19 protein-coding genes are annotated in these 20,168 nt (G+C 66.6%); 2 read left to right on the top strand and 17 right to left on the bottom strand.

Annotation, left to right across the window (positions count from 1 at the left end; genetic code table 11):
- Positions 1-29 precede the first annotated feature (29 nt).
- The 17 genes from ACMHYJ_RS03330 to ACMHYJ_RS03410 all read right to left on the bottom strand — a co-directional run bounded on the left by ACMHYJ_RS03330 (position 30) and on the right by ACMHYJ_RS03410 (position 18,334).
- Complete coding sequence (locus ACMHYJ_RS03330; protein WP_414244771.1) at positions 30-1,307, bottom strand: efflux RND transporter periplasmic adaptor subunit; 1,278 nt, start codon at positions 1,305-1,307, stop codon at positions 30-32.
- 143 nt (positions 1,308-1,450) lie between these two features.
- Positions 1,451-1,993, bottom strand: coding sequence for a TetR/AcrR family transcriptional regulator (locus ACMHYJ_RS03335; protein WP_414244772.1), 543 nt, complete (start codon positions 1,991-1,993; stop codon positions 1,451-1,453).
- 201 nt (positions 1,994-2,194) lie between these two features.
- Entirely contained in the window at positions 2,195-2,989 is a 795-nt protein-coding gene (locus tag ACMHYJ_RS03340) for an ABC transporter ATP-binding protein (protein ID WP_414244773.1), read from the bottom strand.
- Positions 2,990-2,992: 3 nt separating this feature from the next.
- Positions 2,993-3,880, bottom strand: a complete 888-nt coding sequence (locus tag ACMHYJ_RS03345) for an ABC transporter permease (protein WP_414244774.1) — start codon at positions 3,878-3,880, stop codon at positions 2,993-2,995.
- Positions 3,881-4,011: 131 nt separating this feature from the next.
- Positions 4,012-4,923, bottom strand: a complete 912-nt coding sequence (locus tag ACMHYJ_RS03350; RefSeq protein ID WP_414244843.1) for an ABC transporter substrate-binding protein — start codon at positions 4,921-4,923, stop codon at positions 4,012-4,014.
- Positions 4,924-5,061: 138 nt separating this feature from the next.
- Positions 5,062-5,724, bottom strand: coding sequence for a phosphoribosylanthranilate isomerase (locus tag ACMHYJ_RS03355; protein WP_414244775.1), 663 nt, complete (start codon positions 5,722-5,724; stop codon positions 5,062-5,064).
- A complete protein-coding gene (locus ACMHYJ_RS03360; RefSeq protein WP_414244776.1) occupies positions 5,721-7,385 on the bottom strand; it encodes a TRAP transporter large permease in 1,665 nt (554 codons plus the stop codon). Before ACMHYJ_RS03360 ends, ACMHYJ_RS03355 begins: the two co-directional genes overlap by 4 nt.
- A 2-nt stretch (positions 7,386-7,387) precedes the next feature.
- Positions 7,388-8,002, bottom strand: coding sequence for a TRAP transporter small permease subunit (locus tag ACMHYJ_RS03365; protein ID WP_414244777.1), 615 nt, complete (start codon positions 8,000-8,002; stop codon positions 7,388-7,390).
- 110 nt (positions 8,003-8,112) lie between these two features.
- Complete coding sequence (gene truA, locus ACMHYJ_RS03370; protein ID WP_414244778.1) at positions 8,113-8,925, bottom strand: tRNA pseudouridine(38-40) synthase TruA; 813 nt, start codon at positions 8,923-8,925, stop codon at positions 8,113-8,115.
- 17 nt (positions 8,926-8,942) lie between these two features.
- On the bottom strand, positions 8,943-10,766 hold the full coding sequence (locus ACMHYJ_RS03375) for a FimV/HubP family polar landmark protein (protein WP_414244779.1): 1,824 nt from the start codon (positions 10,764-10,766) through the stop codon (positions 8,943-8,945).
- On the bottom strand, positions 10,766-11,896 hold the full coding sequence (gene asd / locus ACMHYJ_RS03380; protein ID WP_414244780.1) for an aspartate-semialdehyde dehydrogenase: 1,131 nt from the start codon (positions 11,894-11,896) through the stop codon (positions 10,766-10,768). The genes ACMHYJ_RS03375 and asd overlap by 1 nt, the downstream gene beginning before the upstream one ends.
- Before the next feature lie 39 nt (positions 11,897-11,935).
- Positions 11,936-13,012 carry a 3-isopropylmalate dehydrogenase gene (leuB, locus tag ACMHYJ_RS03385; RefSeq protein ID WP_414244781.1) on the bottom strand — a complete coding sequence of 359 codons (1,077 nt, stop codon included), beginning with the start codon at positions 13,010-13,012 and terminating at the stop codon, positions 11,936-11,938.
- 60 nt (positions 13,013-13,072) lie between these two features.
- Positions 13,073-13,729 (bottom strand): 3-isopropylmalate dehydratase small subunit, encoded by a 657-nt coding sequence (gene leuD / locus ACMHYJ_RS03390; RefSeq protein ID WP_414244782.1) that lies wholly within the window; start codon positions 13,727-13,729, stop codon positions 13,073-13,075.
- An 8-nt stretch (positions 13,730-13,737) separates the two neighbouring features.
- Positions 13,738-15,141: a 3-isopropylmalate dehydratase large subunit gene (gene leuC, locus ACMHYJ_RS03395; protein ID WP_414244783.1), complete on the bottom strand. Its 1,404-nt coding sequence runs from the start codon at positions 15,139-15,141 to the stop codon at positions 13,738-13,740.
- Positions 15,142-15,294: 153 nt separating this feature from the next.
- Positions 15,295-16,353, bottom strand: coding sequence for a chorismate synthase (gene aroC, locus ACMHYJ_RS03400; protein ID WP_414244784.1), 1,059 nt, complete (start codon positions 16,351-16,353; stop codon positions 15,295-15,297).
- Positions 16,354-16,465: 112 nt separating this feature from the next.
- Positions 16,466-17,950, bottom strand: a complete 1,485-nt coding sequence (locus ACMHYJ_RS03405; protein WP_414244785.1) for a protein adenylyltransferase SelO — start codon at positions 17,948-17,950, stop codon at positions 16,466-16,468.
- A gap of 9 nt (positions 17,951-17,959) precedes the next feature.
- Complete coding sequence (locus tag ACMHYJ_RS03410) at positions 17,960-18,334, bottom strand: DUF2069 domain-containing protein (protein ID WP_414244786.1); 375 nt, start codon at positions 18,332-18,334, stop codon at positions 17,960-17,962.
- Between the two features lie 35 nt (positions 18,335-18,369).
- Between ACMHYJ_RS03410 and ACMHYJ_RS03415 the strand changes: the two genes are divergently transcribed.
- Complete coding sequence (locus ACMHYJ_RS03415; protein WP_414244787.1) at positions 18,370-19,623, top strand: YihY family inner membrane protein; 1,254 nt, start codon at positions 18,370-18,372, stop codon at positions 19,621-19,623.
- A gap of 72 nt (positions 19,624-19,695) precedes the next feature.
- Positions 19,696-20,151, top strand: a complete 456-nt coding sequence (locus ACMHYJ_RS03420) for a CBS domain-containing protein (RefSeq protein ID WP_414244788.1) — start codon at positions 19,696-19,698, stop codon at positions 20,149-20,151.
- Positions 20,152-20,168 lie beyond the last annotated feature (17 nt).

Consider the following 20,168-nt stretch of genomic DNA (forward strand, 5'->3'; position numbering starts at 1 on the left):
ATCCGAATAAAGGAAAAAGGACGCGGCGTTCAGCCGGCCTTCGCCTGGCCATCGGCCGCTGCGGGCGCGGCGGCGTCACCCGCCGCCGCTGCGCCGCCGGGCTGGCCGCCCGCGGCGGGCGGCGCGCCGGCCCCTTGGCCCTGGGCGCCGGGCTTGGCCTGAGGCTGCCACGGCATGGGCTGAACCGGCGCGCCGGGACGGATTTTCTGGAAACCGGCCACGACCAGTTGATCGCCCGCCTGGATGCCTTCGTAGATGATGTAGCCCTGGCCCACGCGCGGCCCCACCTTCACCGGCGTGAACGCCGCCTTGCCGTCCTTGACCAGCACCAGGGTGCTGTTGCCATCGGAGGTGCGTTGGATGGCCTGTTCGGGCACCACCAGCGCCTTGGGGTCGGTGCCCTGGATCAGGCGCACCTGCACATACAGGCCGGGCAGCAGGATTTGTTCCGGGTTGGGGAACAAGGCCCGCAGATTGACCTGGCCCGTGCCGGGATCGACCGCCACCCCGGAAAACAGCAGGGTGCCATCGTGGCGATAGGTGCCGCCGTCTTCCAGCAAAACCTTCGCCTGGGTGTTGCCCTGGGCGTCCGGCGTCACGATGCCGTCGGCGATCTGGCGGCGCAGAGCCGAAATCTGGGACACCGGCTGGGTAATGTCCACATAGACCTGATCCAGGCGATGGACAGTGGCCAGTTGGGTGGCCTGGGTGGCGCTGACCAGGGCCCCCACCGTGACCAGCGATTTCCCGATCTGGCCGTCGATGGGCGAGGTCACTCGGGTATAGCCCAAATTGATTTCAGCCGCTTCCAGGGCGGCCTGCGCGGCCACCACCGCCGCATCCGCCTGGCGGGACTGGGCGCGGGCATTGTCGTAGTCCTGCTGGCTGATGGCATGCTGGCCGATCAGCTTGTTGTAGCGCTGGGCCAGCAGGCGCGCGGTCTGGGCCGCCGCCTGGGCATTTTGCAGCTGGGCCGCCGCCTGGTCGCGGGCGGCCTGGTATGGGGCCGGGTCAATCGTGAACAACAGCTGGTCTTTCTTGACCGTGCCGCCCTGCTCGAATTCGATGCCCTGGACGATACCGGTGACCCGCGCGCGGATTTCGGCGTCTTCGATGGCCTGCACCCGTCCGGGAAGATCGGTGTTGACGATGGCCGGCTGCGGCTGAACCTGGATGACGCTGACGGGGATTTTCATGCCCTGCATGCTCTGCTGCTGGGGTTGTTCGCCGCACGCGGCCAGCGTCAGCAGCAGCGCCAGGGCCAGGGGACGCAGGGCCCGGCTGACAGGCAGGGGCGAAAAAAACATAGGAGAGCTCCAGGAAAATAATTTCAGTGTCAAAAAAGAGCGCAATTCACAAGGCCCTTTCCAGCCACGCTCAGTCAGGTTATGCGGAAGTATAAAAGGATTTTGCAAATCGCCACAGGGCGGGCCGGTATGAGCCGGGCGCTTCACGCTGGCGCGAAATGATCCACCAGTATCTGAACCCGCTGAATCAGCGTATCTTTGGCCGGCCGATCCACGAACAGGCCTTCCAGCGCCAACAAAAAAACCTGGGCCACCGCGGGGTCTTCCAGGACGCGTTCCACGCATTCCAGCGACTTTTCCCGATGGGCCCAGGCCACCTTGGGGCGCAGGCGCTCGTAGACGTCCTGGAATTCGTCGGCCATCGGCGCGTCCGCCATCTCGGACCACGAATCCAGCACCAGCGCCTGGCACACCCGCGCCAGACGCCGACGCCGCGTGCCCGGTTGCGCGGCAGCCTGCAAGGCCGCATCCACCCGGGACAATACCCATTCGTCGAACACCTGTACGAAGATATCTTCCTTGTCCTTGAACAGGTGATACAGCAGGGTGCGTGAAATGCCGGCCCGCCGGGCGATGTCCCCGAGCGTGGTGCGCGCGAAGCCAAAATTGAGAAAGCACCAGCGCGCCGCATCCAGGACGCGGGCGCGACGCTCGATCTGCGTTTTGGAATCAAGTTTTTGCACCATCCTGACATTTTGACGAAATTCATTCATTTTGTCAAAAAATCGGATTGTGGCAGCTCCCCCACGGCTTGGCTTGCAAGCCAAGCCGATTCGACAGGCATGAAGGGTTGCTCGAATTGTGGCAGCTCCCCCACGGCTTGGCTTGCAAGCCAAGCCGATTCGACAGGCATGAAATAGTCCATTTGGACTATTTCATGTCCTGTCTCATCCCAACAGCAATGTGTCGTCGGCGAGTTCTTCGCCGCGCACGCGTTCGAACATGGCCAGCAGGTCAGGGACTTCCAGGCCGGCGCGTGTGTCGCCCGAGACATCCAGCACCACCCTGCCCTGGTGCAGCATCACGGTGCGGTCGCCAACGTCCAGGGCCTGGCGCATGCTGTGCGTGACCATCATGGTGGTCAGTTTATGCTGGGTCACGATGCGGGCGGTGAGTTCCAGCACGAACTGGGCCGTGCGCGGGTCGAGAGCCGCCGTGTGCTCGTCCAGCAGCAGGATGCGCGACGGCCGCAAGGCCGCCATCAGCAGGCTGACCGCCTGGCGCTGGCCGCCCGACAACAGGCCGATGCGGTCGGTCAGGCGGTTTTCCAGCCCCAGGCCCAGCACGGCCACGCGTTCTCGAAACAGCGCCCGCATGTCTTCCCGCACGGCGCGCCGCAGGCTGCGAAACTGCCCGCGGCCCAGGGCCAGCGACATGTTTTCCTCGATGGACAGGTTTTCACAGGTGCCCGCCATGGGGTCTTGAAAGACCCGGGCGACCTTGCGGGCGCGATCCCAGACGGGCTGGCGGGTGACATCCTCGTCGTCGATCAGAATGGTTCCGCTGTCCACGCTTTGTTCGCCGGAAATGGCGTTGAGGAACGTGGACTTGCCGGCGCCGTTCGAGCCGATGACGGTGACGAACTGGCCCGCCGGGATATCCAGCGACATCCCCCGCAAGGCCTGAGTCTCGATGGGGGTGCCCGGATTGAAAGTGAGCTGCAGGTTTTGTGCGCTTAACATGATCTAGGCCCTTTTCTTGGACAGGCGCTGCTTGAGCAGCGGAATCACCAGGGCCACGGTGACCAGCACGGCGGTGACCAAGTTGAGATCCTGGGCCTTCAGGCCGACGAAATCCGCGTTCAGGGCCAGGGCGATGAAGAAGCGGTACAGCACCGCGCCGATGATGACCGCCAGGGTGACGACCACCAGGCGGCGCGAGGGGAAGATGGTTTCGCCGATGATCACGGCGGCCAGACCGATGACGATGGTGCCGATGCCCATGGAGATGTCGGCGCCCCCCTGGGACTGGGCGAACAAGGCCCCGGCCAGGCCGCACAGGGCGTTGGAGATGGCCATCCCCAGCAGAATCATGCGGCCGGTATGGATGCCCTGGGCCCGCGCCATACGCGGATTGGAGCCCGTCGAGCGCATGGCCAGGCCCACCTGGGTGGACAGGAACCAGTCCAGGGCCAGCTTCACGGCAATGACCAGCGCCAGCAGAATCAGCGGGCGCGCCACGAAATCGTCCAGGCTGTCGGGCTGCAGCACGCTGAAGACGGTGGGCTCGGTGATCAGGGGGATGTTGGGCGCATCCATGATGCGCAGGTTGATCGAGTACAGGGCGATCATCATCAGGATGCTGGCCAGCAGATCCATGATTTTCAGGCTGACGTTGAGCCAACCGGTGATCATCCCGGCCACGCCGGCGGCCAGGGTGGCGATCAGCGTCGCCAGGAACGGATCCATCCCATGGTGGATCAGGATGGCCGCCGTGGCCCCGCCCAGCGGGAAGCTGCCGTCCACCGTCAGGTCGGGAAAATTGAGGATGCGAAAGGAAATCAGGACGCCCAGGGCCACCAGGCCGAAGATCAGACCGATCTCGAAGGCACCCCACATGGAGTAAATGGACATGGAACTCTCTGGAAAACCGGCGGACGACTGGCCAAGGCCCTGCCTGGCCGCTCAGGGATTGGATTTCATCGGGCGGGCCCGCAGCCTGTGTCCGCACGGGGCCGCCCGCGCGGACACAGGCCGCTGCCGGATTACTTGACGATTTCGGCGGCGGATTTCAGCAAGGCGTCGGATAGGACGACCCCTTGTTTTTCGGCGGCGGCGGGATTGACAAAGAGTTCGGGCTTGGCGCTGGTTTCGGACGGAATGTCGCCGGGCTTCTCGCCTTTCAGGATACGCACCACGAGGTTGCCGGTCTGCACGCCGAGGTCGCGGTAATTGACCCCCAGGGCTGCGATGGCGCCGCGCTTGACGCTGTCGGTATCGGAGGCCACCAAGGGGATTTTGGCCGAATTGGCCACTTTGACCAGGGATTCAAAAGCCGACACGACGTTGTTGTCCGTGTTGGTGTAGATGACGTCGACCTTGCCCACCAGGCTACGCGCCGCGGCGCCCACATCCACCGTGCGGGCCGCCGTGGCTTCGACCAGCGACATGCCGACCTTGGGCAGGGCCTCGCGCAGCTGCTTGACCACGACCACGGAGTTGGCTTCGCCCGGGTTGTAGACCATACCGACGCGCTTGGCATCGGGCACGATTTTCTGGATGAGGGCAATCTGGGCATCCAGCGCCAGCGCGTCCGACACGCCGGTGACGTTCGTGCCCGAGGCCGCCCAGCCGGGCACCAGCTGGGCGGCGACCGGATCGGTGACGGCGGAATAGACCACGGGAATGGTCTTGGTGGCGGCCACCACCGCCTGGGCCGACGGCGTGGCGATGGCGACGATCACGTCGGGCTTGTCGCCGATGAACTTGCGTGCAATCTGGGCGGCGATGGCCGTATTGCCCTGAGCCGTCTGGAACTGCCATTTCAGGCCCTTGGCCTGCGTGTAACCGGCCTTGTCCAGGGCTTCCTGGACGCCGTCCTTGACGGAATCCAGGGCGGGATGCTCGACGATCGAGGTGACGGCGACGGATTGGGCCTGGACCTGGGGGACAGCCATGACGCCCAGCAGTGCGGCCACACCGGCCAGGTTGCGCAAGACAGGATGCAGATTCATTTGAGGCTCCTTTGGGGGGTATTATTCGAGGGCATGGCCCAGGTAGGGGAACATTTTAACCATGAGTCCCGGAGGATGGATTCATGGGGCGGCGGCCCGGGCCACCGCCTGCATGAAGGCGTGCACGCGCGCGGGGTCTTTTATCCCCGGGGCGGACTCGACCCCGCTGCTGACGTCGACGGCATAGGGGTGCCAATGCGCGATGTCGGCCGCCACGGTCTCGGCCCGCAAACCGCCGGACAGCACCATGGCGGGGTCGGCCGGACGGCGCGGCAACTGCTGCAGCAGGCGGGCGTCGAAGCGCTGCCCGCTGCCGCCGAAGCCCGCGCTGTGGCTGTCGAACAGCCAGGCGCCGGCGTCCGGGTAGCGCAAGCAGGATTCGGCGACCTGGGCGGGGGATTCCAGGCCTGGCGCCCCCAAGCGAAACGCCTTGATGTAGGGCACGCCGAACTGGCGGCAGAAGGCCGGGCTTTCGTCGCCGTGAAACTGCAGAACATCGGGGCGCATGGCGTCCCGCGCGCGGCACACCGCGTCGGCCTGCGGATTGACGAAAAGACACACCGTGCTGACGAAGGCCGGGACGGCCGACCGCAGCTGCGCGCCGGCTTGCGGCTCGACATGGCGCTTGCTGCCCGGAAAACAGACCAGGCCGATGGCATCCGCCCCCGCGGCCACCACCAGCGAGACATCCCCGGGGCGCGTCAAGCCGCAGATCTTGACGCGGGTGCGGTGCGGCGGCGTCATTGGAAGCCCCCGTCGTCTTCGCCGTCGTAGCTGTCCAGGCCATAGGCACTTTCCTGGCCAAACGTCACGCTGGATGGATTGATGGTCGGGGCGTCGCTTTTGTAATGCGTGACCATGCCGGGAAAGGCCAGCACGGCGGCCACCATCAGGATCTGGATGATGATGAAGGGGATGGAACCCCAGTAGATCTGGGCCGTGGTGACCTTGGCGATCAGGCGGCCCGTGACGCGGTCGCGGTAGTCTTCCTTGGGCGCCACGGAGCGCAGGTAGAACAGGGCGAAGCCAAACGGCGGATGGACGAAGGAAGTTTGCATATTGACGGCCAGCAGCACGCCGAACCAGATCAGGTCGATGCCCATCTTATCGGCCACGGGCCCCAGCAGCGGCACGATGATGAACGCCAGCTCGAAAAAGTCCAGGAAGAACGCCAGGAAGAACGTCATCAGGCTGACCACCACCAGGAAGCCGGTTTCGCCGCCCGGGATGTGCAGCAGCAGCTGCTCGACCCACAGGTCGCCGTTGATGCCCCGGAAGCTGAGGCTGAAAATGGTGGACCCCACCAGGATGAAGATCACAAAGCAGGTCAGGCGGGCCGTGCTCTCCATGGCCTGGCGCAACTGCGTCAGCGAGAACCGTCCCCGGGACACGGCCATGATCAGCGCCCCCATGGCCCCCATGGCCCCGCCCTCGGTGGGGGTGGCCACGCCGATGAAGATCGTCCCCAGCACCAGGAAGATCAGCGCCAGGGGGGGAATCATCACGAAGACCACCTGCTCGGCCAGCTTCGAGAGCCAGCCCAGGCGCAGCACGCGGTTGCCCAGGGCCATGGCCAGGGCCGCCACCCCCCAGATCAGCAGCACGATGACGACGCGCTCGTCCATGGGGATGTCGGTGTGTGAGCGGAAGTAATAATCAGAGCCGAAATGCGCGGCTGCGGCGGCGATCACGGTGAGCACCAACAGGGAGCGCAAGCCCCGGCGGCCCCGCGCATCGACCTCGCCGCGCGCCTCCGGGGGCAAGGCCGGCGCCTGGCCGGGCCGGAAGAACGCCACCAGAAAGACGTAGGCCATGTAGGCGCCGGCCAGCAACAGGCCGGGCAGCATGGCGCCGCGATACATGTCGCCGATCGAGCGGCCCAGTTGGTCGGCCAGCACGATCAGCACCAGCGACGGCGGGATGATCTGCGACAAAGTGCCCGAGGCCGCGATGACCCCGGCGGCCAACCGCCGGTCATAGCCATAGCGCAACATGATGGGCAGGGAAATCAGGCCCATGGAGATGACCGAGGCCGACACCACCCCGGTGGTGGCCGCCAGCAAGGCCCCGACGAACACCACGGCAATGGCCAGGCCGCCGCGCAGCGAACCGAACAAGCGCCCGACGGTATCCAGCAAATCCTCGGCCATGCCCGAGCGTTCGAGGATCAGCCCCATGAACGTGAAAAACGGCACGGCCAGCAGCGAGTCGTTGCTAACGATGCCGAAGATGCGCTGCGGCAAGGCCTGGAACAGCAAGGGGCTCATGAGGTTGAACTCGACGGCGACCAGGCCGTACACCACCCCGGTCGCGGCCAGGGAGAAGGCCACCGGAAAACCCAACAGCAGGAACCCGATCAGGTTGCAGAACATGATCGGCGCAAGATTATCGACGATAAATGCCATGGTCAGCGCCCCTGTGCCGGCACGTTGTGTTCGGCGGCCAGCCGCTGGGCGAGAATCTCGTCGGCCAGGGCTTCTTCGGAGGATTTCCCGTCCGAGACCTGCATGGGGTTGCGGCAATCTCCGCGCAGAAACCCGATGCACTTGATCAGATGCGACACCCCCGCCAGAATCAGCAGGCCGAAGCCCACGGGCAGCAGCAGCTTGGCCGGCCAGCGGATCAGCCCGTCCGTATTGGATGACAGCTCATGGGAGATGAACGAGTCCCAGAAGAAGGGGATCGACAGCCACAGCACCAGGCAGGCCGCCGGCAACAGGAAGAAAAGCACCCCGAAGATCTCGATGCCCACCTGCGCGCGTTCGGACAGGCGCTGCGACAGCACATCGACGCGCACATGCTCGTTGCGCAGGAAAGTGAACCCGGCGGCCAGCAGGAAGATGGCGCCGAACAAATACCATTGAAGCTCCAGCCATGCGTTGGAGCTGAGATTGAAGAACTTGCGCATGATGGCGTTGCCGGCGCTGATCACGGCCACGACCAGCACCAGCCAGGTGATCCCGCGCCCCACCAGCGTATTGAGCGCATCAATCCAGCTGGCTATTTTCAGTAGTATTTTCATCGGCCCGCCCATACTGCACGAAACGTCGGGGCCCAAGCGCCCCGGCCATTGTCAAACGTCCAATTCTAGCTGATGCCGACCCGGCGTGACGGGCGGACATCTTGGGGAATTCACCAAGAAAGGGGAATCCCCATGTGCCGCCGCATGGCCTGGGCGGCGGTTTCCAGGGGCAGACCGGGCGCGTGGGGATAGGCCACATGGGCCAGGTACAGGCCATCGGCCATGAACGTGGCCGCTGCGCGGCGGCGATCCGCACCAGCCAGGACTTCGCCCACCCAGCCGGGCGGCCGCCGCCCCCGGCCGACCATCAGCAGGCAGCCCATCAGGTTGCGCACCATGTGGTGCAAGAAGGCATTGGCGCAAAACCGGAAAATGAAAAAATCGCCTTGGCGCTGGATGTCCAGCTGCTGCAGGGTGCGCACCGGACTGCGGGCCTGGCATTGCGACGAGCGAAATGCGCTGAAATCGTGCTGGCCAAGCAGCAGGCCGGCCGCCGCGCGCATCGCGTCGCCGTCCAGCGCATCGTGCACCCAGCCCGCCCGGCCCCGCAAAATCGGCGACCGCACCGGGGCGCTGTGCAGGAGATACAGGTATGTCCGCGCCCGCGCATCGAACCGGGCATGGAAGTCCGCCGCCACGGGCCGGGCCCACTGCACGCGCACGCTGGGCGGCAGCAAGGCGTTGAGCCCGCGCACCCAGGATTCATCGCGCCGCTCGGCCGCCGTGTCCAGATGCACCACCTGCTGCAGCGCATGCACGCCGGTATCGGTGCGGCCCGCGCAGACCGTCGGCACCGCGGCCTGGGCCAGGAAGCGCGCCAGCGCGTCCTGCAGAGCATCTTGCAGCGTGTGGCGATCCGGCTGGGTCTGCCAGCCGTGCCAGTCGGATCCGTCGTAGGCCAGGCCCAGCACGATTCGGCCCATTCAGCCCGTCCGTCCGATCAACGGCGCGGCGCGTCGCGCACGGGCAGGTCCAGATCCACCCCCTGGAGTTTTTCGCGCACCATGGCATCCGTGACCACCTGGCCGGCATCGGCCGCATCGCGCGTGAGATTGGCCCGGCGCAGCAGCCACGCAATCAATAGGACGATGAAGGCCAACAGGCCCGACATCACCGCCAGCAGGTGATCCTGAATCCAGGACACGCGGTGTTCGGTCTTGACCGACGGCGCGGGAATGGACACGGCGGCATCATCGGCCGGGGCGGCGGACGCCGCCGCCAGCCCCGGGCCGGCCGCCGTGCCCAATGCGCTGCCCGGCCGGGACGCGGCCGACGCGGCCGCCCCCGACGCCTGGGCGGATGTGCGGGATTCCATTGCCTGCGCGGCCGTAGCTTGCGTCGCCGTGGATGCCGCGCCCGCGCTGGAAGCCGCCGCGCCCGCGTCTGTCGGCGCGGCGGCCCCGCCGGCCGCCGCAGCCGCCGACGGGGCCGCTGTTGCGCCGTTGGCGGGCGCATCGGCCGGGCCATGGGCCGCGCCATCCTGCGGCTGGGCGTCCGGCGAACCCGTTGCCTGACCGGGCGGGACGCCCGATGGGCTGGCAGCCGGATCCGGGGATGAACCCGCCCCCGCCGCCGAAGACGAGGCGGACGGCGCAGCGGCATCCGCCGGCCCGGCCCCGCCGCCGTCCGCCGACCCGGCTTCAAGCCGGGCATCCGCCTGGCTGGCGGCTTCCTGGCTGGCCTGGCTGATGGCCCCGGCGATCTTGTCGATGGATTCGGTCACGGCCTTGGCGCCATCGACCACCGCGCTGCGGGCGGCTTCGCCCTGCGCCTGCAGCGCCTGATTCAGGTTCTGCACATTGTCCTGCAACTGGCCCACGCGGGATTCGGCGTCTTTCAGGGCATGCCCCCGGGCGGCGTCCGCATCGGCGGAACTGCCCTGGCTGAGTTGCAGGCGATCCCCCGCGCTGGACGCATCCCGAGGCGTCGGCGGGGCGGCCGTGGAAACCGGGCCTGAAGCGCCCTGCCCCGCCGGCGGGGCCGCCGTCGATGCGGCCAGCGTGCCGCGCAAGCGATTGAACGCGGCGGTCTGGGCCACGAACTGCCGCCGGGCCTCGGCATCGGAAATCGACAGCATGTCGTCGCGGCTGGGCATGGTCAGCACCGCGCCGGTGCGCAGCAGGTTGATGTTGTCGTGGATGAAGGCCTGGGGGTTGGCCCGCTGCAGAGCCATCATCAACTGATAGATCGTGACCTGATCGACCGCATGGCGGCGCGCCACGCGCCACATCGTGTCGCCCCCATGGATGGTGATCGCGCCTGCGGGCACGCGGCGGCTGGTGGGCGCCGGCGCGGCCTCGACGGCGGCCGCCGGGACGTCGCCCGCCACGGCGCGGGCAGGCGCCGCCGGCGGGGCCTGCACCGGCCCGGGCGCCAGGATGGAGACCTGGTAGCGCTGCCGCCCGGCGGCGGTCTGCACCTCCAGCAAAAGATCGGCCAGGCCGCCGACGAAGGGCAGGCTGGAATCCACCCGCAGCACCCGGCTGTCCGAGGGTTTGGCGCCGACTTCGACGCTGACGCGCAAGTGATCCAGGGCCACGGGCGGCGTCAGCCCTGCGGCGGCCCAGTCGGCGGCCGGGGCGGGCCGGACGGACAAGGCCTGCAGATCTGCCGAGGACAGGCCCTGGATCGGCACGCGGATGGCCAGGGGGGCGCCCGCGGCGGACAACAGGCGCGCATGCCCGAAACTGGCCGCCTGGGCCGCGCCGTCGAAAAGGAAGGCAAGCGCCAGGATACCCCCGGCCAGATGGGCTGCGCGAGGCATCAGAGTTCGCCCAGCGCGATGCGCAGCATGCGGCGCAGGGGTTCGGCCGCCCCCCACAGCAGTTGGTCGCCCACCGTGAAGGCGCTGAGATACTGCGGCCCCATGGACATCTTGCGCAAGCGGCCCACCGGGATGTCCAGCGTGCCCGTCACCGCTACGGGGGTCAGGGCTTGCATGGAGGGTTCTTTTTCGTTGGGAATCAGGCGCGCCCAATCGGTGCCGCCGCGGATCACGTCGTTGATTTCGTCCAGGGGGATGTCGTCGCGCAGCTTGATGGTAAGCGCCTGGCTGTGGCAGCGCATGGCGCCGATGCGCACGCACAGGCCGTCGACCGGCACGGCGGGCGCGTCGAAACCCGGCCCACGGCCCAGGATTTTGTTGGTTTCGGCGCCGCCTTTCCATTCTTCGCGGGACACGCCGTCGCCCAGGTCTTTGTCGATCCAGGGGATCAGGCTGCCGCCCAGGGGCACGCCGAAGTTTTCGCGGGGCAGATCGGGGTTTTGCTGCGCCTGCAGCACGCCCCGGTCGATATCCAGGATGGCCGAGGCGGGATCGGCCAGCTGCGCGCCGACGGACTGATTGAGAATGCCGAACTGGGTGAGGAGTTCGCGCATGTGACGCGCCCCGCCGCCGGAGGCGGCCTGGTAGGTCATGGAACTGAGCCATTCGACCATATCGGCCTTGAACAGGCCGGCCAGGCCCATCAGCATGCAGCTGACGGTGCAGTTGCCGCCGATGTAGTCGCGCACGCCGCGCTGCAGGGCGGCGTCGATCACGGGACGGTTGACGGGGTCGAGCACGATGACGGCATCGTCGTTCATGCGCAGGGTGCTGGCGGCGTCGATCCAGAGACCGTCCCAGCCGGCGGCGCGCAGTTTGGGATAGACCGCCGAGGTGTAGTCCCCACCCTGGGCCGTGACGATGATCGGCAGCTTTTTGAGGGTATCGACGTCATAGGCGTCTTGCAGAGGCCCGGCCCCTTGCGCCCACTGCGGCGCCGCCCCGCCCGCGTTGCTGGTGGAAAAAAACACGGGTTCGAACAATGCGAAATCGTTTTCGTCCCGCATGCGCTGCATGAGGACCGACCCCACCATGCCGCGCCACCCGACCAAACCTACTGCCTGCGCCATAAAACCCCGCCCGATGCAAATTAAATTGGAAAGAATTGCTTATTCTAATGCCTTCAGCACGGCATCGCCCATTTCCGAGGTCGAAACCCGCGTGGCGCCGTCTTCGTAGATGTCCGCCGTGCGCAATCCCTGGGCCAGAACCGCCTGGACGGCGGCCTCGATGCGGTCGGCCGCCGCGCCGGCATCCAGCGAATAGCGCAGCAGCATCGCGGCCGACAGAATGGTGGCCAGGGGATTGGCGATATTCTGCCCCGCGATGTCGGGGGCCGAGCCATGGCTGGGCTCGTACAGGCCCTGGCGGCTGGCGTTCAGCGACGCCGAGGGCAGCATGCCGATGGAGCCCGTCAGCATGGCGGCCTCGTCGGACAGGATGTCGCCGAACAGATTGCCCGTGACCACCACGTCGAAGGCCTTGGGTTCGCGCACCAGCTGCATGGCGGCATTGTCCACATACATGTGGGTCAGTTGCACCTGGGGGTAGTCGCGCGCCACGTCGATCACGATGTCGCGCCAGAACTGCGAGGTTTCCAGCACGTTGGCCTTGTCCACGCTGCACAGCCGGCCCTGGCGCTTGGCCGCCGCCTGGAAGGCGACATGGGCGATGCGCCGGACTTCGGTCTCGGCGTAGTGCATGGTGTCGAAGCCCTGGCGCTCGCCCGCATAGGGGCCGTCATCCAGGGTGCGCACGCCGCGCGGCTGGCCAAAATAAATATCGCCGGTGAGTTCGCGCACGATCAGGATGTCCAGGCCGGCCACGACTTCCGGCTTCAGGGACGACGCATTGGCCAGCTGCGGGTACAGAATGGCGGGGCGCAGATTGGCGAACAGGCCCAGGGCCTTGCGCAGGCCCAGCACGGCCTGTTCCGGGCGCAGGGCGCGTTCCAGCGCATCGTATTTCCAGTCGCCCACCGCGCCGAACAGGATGGCGTCGGACTGCAAGGCCAGATCCAGGGTGGATTGCGGCAGGGGATGCCCCTGGGCCGCATAGGCGGCCCCGCCGACCGGGGCCTCGGTGAAGCGCAGATCCAGATCCAGGGCACGTAAAACGCGCACGGCCTGCTCGACGATTTCGGGGCCAATGCCATCGCCCGGCAATACGGCAATTTTCGCAGTCATGTCAATATTATTCGCTTGAGTCAATAAAGAGGTTTGCTGGAAGATAAGACGGAAAATCCATCAGGCATGGGCGGGCACGTCCTTGGCCAGCCAGGGGTGTCTGGCCAGGCGCTGGGCCTCGAAGGCGCGGATTTCATCGGCATGCAGCAGGGTCTGGCCGATTTCATCCAGGCCCTTCAGCAGGGATTCTTTGCGGTAGGCCCCGATGTCGAATGTCCACGCGGCGCCGTCCGGGGCAATGACCTGCTGCTGATCCAGGTTGACCGTCAGCTGATAGCCCGGGGTGGACTCGACCGCCTGGAACAGCTGGTCGACCACGTCTTCGGGCAGGATAATCGGCAGCAGGCCGATCTTGAAACTGTTATTGAAGAAGATATCCGCATAGGACGGCGCAATCAGCGCGCGAAAACCATACTGCTGCAAGGCCCAGGGGGCGTGTTCGCGGCTGGAGCCGCAACCGAAGTTCTTGCGGCACAGCAGGATGGAGGCCCCCTGGTAGCGCGGGAAATTCAGCACGAAATCCGGGTTCACGGGCCGCTGGCTGTTGTCCATGCCAGGTTCGCCGTGATCCAGATAGCGCAGTTCGTCGAACAGATTGGGCCCGAAGCCGGTGCGCTTGATGGACTTCAGGAACTGCTTGGGGATGATCAGGTCGGTGTCGACGTTGTCCCGATCCAGCGGGGCGACCAGCCCTTGGTGTGTGGTAAAGGCTTGCATGATGAGTCCTATTGGAAAGTGCGCACGTCGACGAAATGTCCAGCCACGGCGGCGGCGGCGGCCATGGCCGGGCTGACCAGGTGGGTGCGCCCGCCCTGCCCCTGGCGGCCTTCGAAGTTGCGGTTGGAGGTCGAGGCGCAGCGTTCGCCGGGCTCCAGGCGGTCGGCATTCATGGCCAGACACATGGAACAGCCCGGCTCGCGCCATTCAAAGCCGGCATCCAGGAAAACCCGATCCAGCCCTTCGCGCTCGGCCTGGGCCTTGACCAGGCCGGAGCCGGGCACCACCATGGCCAGGCGCACGTTGGCGGCCACCTTGCGGCCCTTGGCCACGGCGGCCGCGGCGCGCAGGTCTTCGATGCGCGCATTGGTGCACGACCCGATGAAGACCTTGTCGATGGCGATGTCCGTCATGGCCGTGCCCGGCGCCAAGTCCATGTACTGCAGGGCGCGTTCCATGCCCTTGCGGCGCACGGCATCGGGCTGCTGGGCTGGATCGGGCACCTGGCCGCCGACCGCCGTGACCATTTCGGGCGACGTCCCCCAGCTGACCTGGGGCTGGATCAGGGCGGCGTCGATGTCCACCACCCGGTCGAACGCGGCGTCCGGGTCGGAATGCAGCGTATTCCAGTAGGCCACGGCCTGATCCCACAAGGCGCCTTCGGGGGCATAGGGGCGGCCTTTGAAGTAATCCACCGTGGTCTGATCCACCGCAACCATGCCGGAGCGGGCGCCGGCCTCGATGGCCATGTTGCACATGGTCATGCGGCCTTCCATGGACAGGGCCTGCACGGCGCTGCCGCCGAATTCGATGGCGTAGCCCGTGCCGCCCGCCGTGCCGATCTGGCCGATGACGTAGAGGATGAGGTCTTTGGCGGTGCAGCCGAAGGGCAGTTGCCCATTGACCCGCACCAGCATGTTGCGGCTTTTTTTCATCAGCAGCGTCTGGGTGGCCAGGACGTGCTCGACCTCGGAGGTGCCGATGCCAAAGGCCAGGGCGCCCATGGCGCCGTGGGTGCTGGTGTGGGAATCCCCGCAGACCACCGTCATGCCTGGCAGGGTGGCGCCTTGCTCGGGCCCGATGATGTGCACGATGCCCTGGCGGCGGTCGTTCATGCGGAACTGGGTGATGCCCCAGTCGTCGCAGTTTTTATCCAGGGTATCCACCTGCAGGCGCGAGACCGGATCCTGGATGCCCTGGGAGCGATCCGTCGTGGGCACGTTGTGGTCGGCCACCGCCAGGTTGGCGGCGATGCGCCAGGGCTTGCGGCCCGCCAGCGCCAGGCCCTCGAAGGCCTGCGGGCTGGTGACTTCGTGAACAAGATGGCGGTCGATGTACAGAATACAGGTGCCATCGGGGCCCTGATGCACCACATGGGCATCCCAGAGCTTGTCGTACAGGGTTTGGGGCATGGTCGTGTCTCGGCAAATGAATGGATCGCCGGCCCCCGCGCCCGGCCCGCCCGGAGCGGCGGCCGGCGCGCCGGAGCGGCGCTGAAAACCATTATGCCAGCCTGGCCGGGGGCGACAAGACCAGCGCCGATCCTAGTATTGCGGGTAACAGGTTCAGCCGCACTGCCCGCGATGGCGCAAGGCATGATCCATCAGCACGATGGCCAGCAGCGCCTCGGCGATGGGCGTGGCCCGGATCGCCACGCACGGGTCGTGGCGACCCAGGGTTTGCACCATGACAGGGTCGTTGGCGCGGTTGACCGAACGGCGTTCGATGCGGATGCTGGACGTGGGCTTGATGGCCAGGGACACCCGGATGGGCTGGCCCGAGGAAATCCCCCCCAGCACCCCGCCGGCGTGATTGGCCAGGAAACCGTCCGGCCCCAGCTCGTCGCCGTGCTCGGACCCGCGCATGGCGATGCAATCGAAACCCGAGCCGATGGCAATGCCCTTGACCGCGTTCAGGCCCATCATGGCGTGGGCGATGTCCGCATCCAGGCGGTCGTAGATGGGTTCGCCCCAGCCGGCGGGCAGCCCTTCGGCCTGAACCTCGATGCGCGCCCCGATGGAATCGCCATCGTGCCGCAGCTGGTCCATGAAGGCTTCCAGCTGCGGGACAATGGTCGCATTGGGGGCGTAGAAAGGGTTGTCCGGCACGGCATCCCAGGACTCGAAGGGGATGGCGATCGGCCCCAGTTGGCTCATGTAGCCGCGGATGCGCACGCCGTGTTCCTGCATCAGCCATTTGCGCGCCACCGCCCCCGCCGCCACGGTGGGCGCCGTCAGCCGGGCCGACGAGCGCCCGCCGCCGCGCGGGTCGCGGATGCCGTATTTTTTCCAGTAGGTATAGTCGGCATGCCCGGGCCGGAAGGTATCGGCGATCTGCGCGTAATCCCGGCTGCGGGCATCGGTATTGCGGATCAGCAGGCCGATGGGCGCGCCCGTGGTCTGGCCTTCGAAGACGCCGGACAGGATTTCGACGGCATCGGGTTCGCGGCGCTGCGTCACGTGGCGCGACGTGCCGGGCCGGCGGCGATCCAGCTCGGCCTGGATATCGGCCTCGGACAGCGCCATGCCGGGCGGGCAGCCATCAATGACGGCGCCAATCGCGGGCCCATGGGATTCACCGAAATTGGTGACACGAAAGAAACGACCCAATGTGTTGCCGGACATAGTCAGAGTTACCGTGGGAAAAAGTCAAAAGAAAGCTCGTGACGCCCACAAGGCGGCACATGAGCGGAATTATGGCACAAGCCCATGCCGCCGCCCGCGCGCGCCAGGGCGATCAGGACGAGCAGCTGACCACCACCGCCGCCGCATCCGCCGCGGGCGGCTGCGCATACGGATCGCCGCCCGGCTGCGGGGTGCAGGGGTCTTGCAGCAAGGCCATCAGCCGCGCAATCTCGGTGGCATCCCCCTGCTGCGCGGCCTGGATCGCCCGCTGCGCCAGGTGATTGCGCAAAACGTACAAGGGATTGACGCGATCCATGGCCGCGCGGCGCTGCGGCGCGGGCCGGGCGGCCTGCGCCAGCCTGGCCTGGTAGCGCGTCAGCCACGCCCGGGCGGCGGCGGGGTCGGCGAACAGGCCCAGCCAGCGGGCCGGATCACGATCCGCCTGGGACAAATAGCGGAATGCCAAGGTGAAATCGGCCCGCTGCGCGTGCAACAAGGCCCACCAGTCGTCGCCCAGCGCGGCGTCTTCGGGCCGCCAATCCGTGAAACCGAACTTATGCGCCAGGCCCTGGTGGTAAGCCCGCAGGAATTCGCTTTCAAAGCCCGCCAGCGCGGCTTCCAGGTCGGCCGGGGCGCAGCCCAGGCACAGCAGGCTTTCGGCCAGGCGGGTCAGGTTCCATTGGGCCACCGCGGGCTGGGCGTTCCAGGCGTAGCGGCCCAGGGTATCCGTGTGATTGCACACGTGGTTGGCCTGAAAGGCATCCATGAAGCCGTAGGGGCCGTAATCCAGGGTCAGGCCCAGGATCGACATATTGTCGGTGTTCATGACCCCGTGGCAAAAGCCGGCCAGTTGCCACTGCGCCATCAGGCGCGCCGTGCGCCGGCACACCTCGGCCAGCAGGCGGCAGGCCGTGGCGGGCCGGTCGGGCTGCGCGGCCGTGCCCTGGAAGCAGTCGGGAAACCAATGGGCGACGACATAATCCAGCAGGATGGCCTGCATGTCGGGCGAACGGGCCCAATGCTGGAAATGACCGAAACGCACGAAGCTGGGGGCCAGCCGCGTGACCACGGCGGCGGTTTCCAGGGTTTCGCGCATCACTGGATCCTGCGAACCGACCAGCGCCATGGCCTGCGTCGTGGGAATGCCCAAGCCGGCCATGGCCTGGCTGGCCAGGTACTCGCGCACGCTGGAGCGCAGCACGGCCCAGCCGTCGCCCATGCGCGAATACGGTGTGCGGCCCGAGCCTTTCAATTGGATTTCAAACGTGCCCCCGGGACCGCGCACATCGCCCAGCAAATGCGCCCGGCCATCGCCCAGCTGCCCGGCCCAGACGCCGAACTGATGGCCGCTGTATACCGTGGCCAGGGGCGTCACCCCAGGCAGCCGGGCATGGCCCGCGCACAGTTCCAGGAAGTCGGCGCTGTCCAGGTCGGCGGCCGACAGGCCCAGCAGAGCGGCGGCCTGCGGATTGGCATGCAGCAGGCGCGGCTGATCCAGGGGGCGGGGCGGCAAGGCGGCATAGAACGCGGCGGGCAGGCGGGCAAAGGAACAGGCCACCTGGCTGGCGGCAAACAAAGGGGCGGGATGCGGCGACATATGGGCCGCTTATGATGGGCGCCGGCGGCGCGCCGCCCGTTTCGCCGGGCGCACATACAGGATGGCCCCCAGATACAGGCCCAGCGACAGCACGATCTCGGCCCCCGCCAGGATCTGGGACGCCACGCTGAAGTCGGACCAGGCGCGCACCACCCCTTCCATCAGGTACAGCAGACTGAGCATGGCCACCCACTGCAGGGTATACAGGCGCGCCTGCAGCACGCCGCGCAGGCCAAACAACAGCGGCACGGCCTTCAGGGCCATCAGGGTGCCCCCGGGCCGCATGGGCGCCCACCAGAGCTCCCAGCCCAGGCACAACACGATCAAGCCCAGCAGACAGACGCAGGCCAGACGGTGCAGGCTTTTATTGAGTTTCGTTTCCATGCTGCTATTATGGCTCGAAACTCGCTGCCCGACCGATGACTCAGCCCTCGTCCCCCGCCGCCCTCGCCCCCAAAACCCACGCCCGCTTGCTGGACGTGCTGCGTTTCACCCTGGATTTCGCGGCGCACCGCAAGCTGACCCGAGTGGCATCCAGCCTGACCTTCACCACGGTGCTGGCCATTGTTCCGCTGTTGGCGGTCGTGCTGGCTTTGTTCACGGCCTTCCCCCTGTTCGCCCAGTTTCACCAGGCGCTCGAAAGCTTTCTCGGCGAGAGCCTGCTGCCGCCGTCCTTCTCGGACACCATCATGCGCTACCTGAACCAGTTCGCCGCCCAGGCGTCGGGGCTGACCGCCGTGGGCGGCGGGTTTCTGGTGGTGACGTCGATCATGCTCATCATGACGGTGGATGAGGCCTTCAACGAAATCTGGAACGTCGCCCAGCAGCGCCCTTTGCGCCAGCGCCTGCTGGTGTATTGGGCGATCATTTCCCTGGGGCCGATCCTGACCGGCGCCAGTCTGTGGGCCAGCACCACGCTGATGCGCGAATCCCTGGGCTACATCGGCAATCTTTCCCTGGGCCTGGGCCTGCTGCTGGAAATCGTTCCGTTTCTTGTCTCGACGCTGGGCTTTACCGCCTTGTTCGTCTTTGTCCCCAATTGCCGAGTGCTCTGGCGCGACGCGCTGATCGGCGGCCTGGGCACCGCCATCGTCCTGACCGCCATGAAGGTCGGCTTCGCCTGGTATCTGACGCGATTCCCTTCCTATACCGTCATCTACGGTGCCTTTGCCACCCTGCCGATCTTCCTGCTGTGGATCTACCTGTCGTGGCTGGTGATTCTGCTGGGGGCGACGGTGGCCTCGCTATTGCCCGCCCTGCGCCTGCACCGCTGGGTGCTGCAACGCCACCCCGGGACGCAGCTGATCGACGCGCTGGGGATACTCAGGCTGCTATGGCAAGCGCGCGCCACCCTGCCGCCCGGATGCAGCCCGGCTTTTTTTGAAAAACACCTGCGCGTGCATCCCGACACCCTGCGCGACATACTGGAAACCCTGCGGGCGCTGGGCTACGCCGTGCCTTCGGCGGACGACGACCACTGGGTGCTGGCCTGCGACCCCAGCCAGGCCAACCTGGGCCCCCTGTGCGACCGGCTGCTGCTGGATCGCCAGCAGCCGGGGCTGGACGGCCCGACCACCCAGGCCATCGCCCAGACCCTGACCGGACAGCCCCCCACCTTGCAAGACTTGTTCGGGCAGCGCGCTACCGAAAATCCGGCGAATGATGCACAATAAACACACTCGCTCGATCAGGAAGGCGCCAGACCTTCCGATAACCCGCCGCCCGCGTGGCCCAAGGACACCCTCATGCTGAAAGTCAACGAAATTCTCCGCGTCAAAGGCCACACGCTGTATACCGGCACGCCCGACATGCCGGTGCGCGAGGCCATTACCACCATGAGCCAGCTGGATATCGGCTCGCTGGTCATCATGGAACACGGCCAGTTGGTCGGCATGCTGACTTTCCGTGAAATCATCAACCACCTGAACCAGCACGACGGGCAGGCGGGCGACTTCACCGTGCGCAGCATCATGGACGACGCGCCCGTCAGCGTCACCCCCAATACGGACGCGGACGAAGTCCAGCGCCTGATGCTGGACAAGCACGCCCGCTACATCCCGGTGATGGACGGCCCCACCTTGATGGGGGTGATTTCCTTTTACGACATGGCGCGCGCCATCGTCGAGGCCCAGCAATTCGAAAACAACATGCTGAAAGCCTATATCCGCGACTGGCCCAGCGACAACAGCATCGAATCCTGATGGCCTGTCCCCGTCCT

Origin of the sequence: Castellaniella hirudinis, from assembly GCF_047468865.1 — a bacterium.
Lineage (GTDB): Bacteria > Pseudomonadota > Gammaproteobacteria > Burkholderiales > Burkholderiaceae_B > Castellaniella > Castellaniella hirudinis_A.